At 48.5% G+C, this 2,757-nt stretch carries 3 protein-coding genes; all 3 read left to right on the forward strand.

What is annotated here, in order from left to right:
- A partial coding sequence (locus tag ACH2EH_RS24715) for a putative PEP-binding protein (protein WP_395146013.1) occupies positions 1 to 726 on the forward strand: 726 nt, incomplete at its 5' end.
- Between the two features lie 497 nt (positions 727 to 1,223).
- Complete coding sequence (locus tag ACH2EH_RS24720; protein ID WP_395146015.1) at positions 1,224 to 1,523, forward strand: hypothetical protein; 300 nt, start codon at positions 1,224 to 1,226, stop codon at positions 1,521 to 1,523.
- A 174-nt stretch (positions 1,524 to 1,697) separates the two neighbouring features.
- Positions 1,698 to 2,723, forward strand: a complete 1,026-nt coding sequence (locus tag ACH2EH_RS24725) for a hypothetical protein (protein ID WP_395146017.1) — start codon at positions 1,698 to 1,700, stop codon at positions 2,721 to 2,723.
- The last annotated feature ends 34 nt before the right edge of the window (positions 2,724 to 2,757 follow it).

Below are 2,757 nucleotides of genomic sequence, written 5' to 3' on the forward strand. Positions count from 1 at the left end.
GCGCTGGGCAAGCCCGATGCGGAGAAAGAGGCGCTGCTGAGGGCGGTTCAGTCCATGCACGAGGTCAATCCCATGATGGGCCTGCGCGGCTGCCGCCTCTCGATTGTGTTCCCGCAGATCGTGGAGATGCAGACCCGCGCAATCTTAGAGGGCGCGGCGCTGGTGATTAAAGCGGGCGGTCAGGCCGTTCCCGAGATCATGATCCCGCTGGTCGGGCACGTGAATGAGCTGAAGTTCGTGAAAGATCGCCTGGAAGCGACCGCCAAGAAAGTCGTCGAGGAGCAGGGAGTCGAGATTCCCTACCAGTTCGGCACGATGATCGAGGTGCCGCGTGGCGCGTTGACCGCTGATGAGATCGCGGTCGAGGCGAGCTTCTTTAGCTTCGGCACCAACGACCTGACCCAGATGACCTTCGGGTTCTCTCGCGACGACTCGGCCAGCTTCCTGCGCCCCTACGTGGATCACAAGATCCTCCCGATTGACCCGTTCGAGTCCATTGACCAGACTGGTGTCGGCGAGCTGATGAAGATCGCGGTCGCCAAGGGTAAGGCGGTGCGCCCGGACATCAAGCTCGGGATCTGCGGCGAGCACGGCGGCGAGCCCACGTCGGTGATGTTCTGCTACGACATCGGCCTGAACTACGTTAGCTGCTCCCCGTACCGTGTGCCTATCGCCCGCCTCGCCGCCGCACAGGCAGCACTAGGCAAGGGTGTCAGCGACAAGTAAGATTGCCCACCCCCTAGCCCCCGCCAGGCGGGGGGACAATAAGGAAGGGCCAGAGGCGAATGCCTCCGGCCTTTCTGCTTTGTGGTAGAATTTTCCTGTGACTCAGAAAGAGCGAGCGGAACGCTGGAGAAAAATTGCTATGCGCTCGCGACGCTCCGCTCAAGCACTACATCTGGAAGGGGATAGTCGTGGCACGGCAAACCGGTCGTACTACAGCGTGTACCAGCTTGCAACGTGTATTTGCGTTCTGCATGGGGACGAGCCTCTATTTCCACACGGTTGGAATAATCCCTCCCACGATCAGCTTTTCGATCTGATCCAGAATAATGGGGACTTATCTCTGCGCACAAGGCGGACTTTCGGCACTCTGCTTTACGCCTTGCGGGAAGCACGTGAAAACGCCGACTATCGTCCCGGAAGAACGGTAGATAGTGAAGTGGCACTCCGTAGCCTTCAGGGAGCCACGCAGATTTTTCGTATGTTAGGAGTAACTCAAGATGACTGAAGTATCGCGGCCTGAACTACTCACTCTTTTACACTCGTACTTCGATGCGCTAGAGACAGATGATCGCCAGCCTAACGCGCTGCCTATTCGCTATCGCGTCATCGAAGAAACGGTACGCTTGGGGGACTATGCCTGGCACGGAACGCTCTCCCTCTCCCGTGAGCCACGCCGCTGGGCGTATGTCCACGAGGATATTGGAGTGGCGCTTCAGGAGATTCGTGAGAAAACCGGGGTCAATGTCTTCCTCAACGCCGAAGAGCCTGCCGAAATGGAGTCTGCAATTGCCGCATAGGTTGTCTACTCCCCGTACTGTGTGCCTATCGCTCGCCTCGCCGCTGCACAAGCCGCGCTTGGCAAGGGCGTCAGCGACAAGTAAAATCGGAAAATTTGGTAAAATCAAAGGGCAAGAGGCGAGCGTTTCCTGCCTTTTTACTTAGTTGGTGTTGATTATTGCGCTTTGAGGAAAATGATGATTTTTGTTGTAAACGAAGGATTTGATAAATGGGAAACGGTTAAACCAACAGGTTTTATTTCTCTGAAAATTTGGGAGCGAAAGCACATCGAAGAGTGGATCCGCAGCTCTCCTGATATTTTAGGTGAAGATTTGTTAATAGTCAGCATGGAGTTTGACAAATTTGTTCAATCGGATGATCGGCTTGACTTACTTGCTATAGATCGCCAGGGAAATCTTGTGGTTATTGAACTAAAGCGAGATATTCTGGCAGGATATGCAGATCTACAGGCGATTCGATATGCTGCAATGATTTCCGCAATGAACTTGGAAAAACTTTTACCATATTATTCGTCATATAAAAATAAATATGAAGGAGAAATGATTGACGAATCTATGGCTTTTGGTGAAATCACTGAGTTTGTTAATGTAGATGATTTTGAGGAATTATCAAATAAACCACGTATTATTCTTTGCTCAGAAGGATTTTCTACAGAAGTAACAACTACTGCATTATGGCTTCGGCAGTTTGGTGTTGATATTTCTTGTATTACTATTAAGCCATATAAGGTAAACCAATCTGTAATTATTGTGCCGACAAAAGTAATACCAATTCAAGAAGCAAAAGACTATCTTGTTGATATTCAGAAAAAAGAAGATATTCAATTAAATCTAGGAAAAAAGAAAAAGCCAAAGACGATGAAATATCTCATCCAATCTGGATTATTAAAACCAGGCCAAAAGATATATTTGAAAAATGATCTCCCCAACTACTTATGTTATGATTCTGAAAATCTAATTTATCATGCTACAGTTACAGGTAAAGTAGGACAATCAAATTCGGTATTATGGGATTTTGATTCTAAAGAATATTCAATATCTAACTTAACATGGCAAATATTTTGGGATAATCATCCTGATAAAAAAGTACCTGGTGGCGTTAATGGAAATGTTCATTGGGTCACAGAAGAAGGTATAAATCTTTGGAGTCTTTCTTTTCAAAAGAAAAATGAAACATCGCCAAACGAAAATAGTCTATAATCGCAAGCCTACTCATCATCGCTGAGAGGGAGTA

The sequence above is a fragment of the Armatimonas sp. genome (assembly GCF_043760365.1).
Classification (GTDB): domain Bacteria; phylum Armatimonadota; class Armatimonadia; order Armatimonadales; family Armatimonadaceae; genus Armatimonas.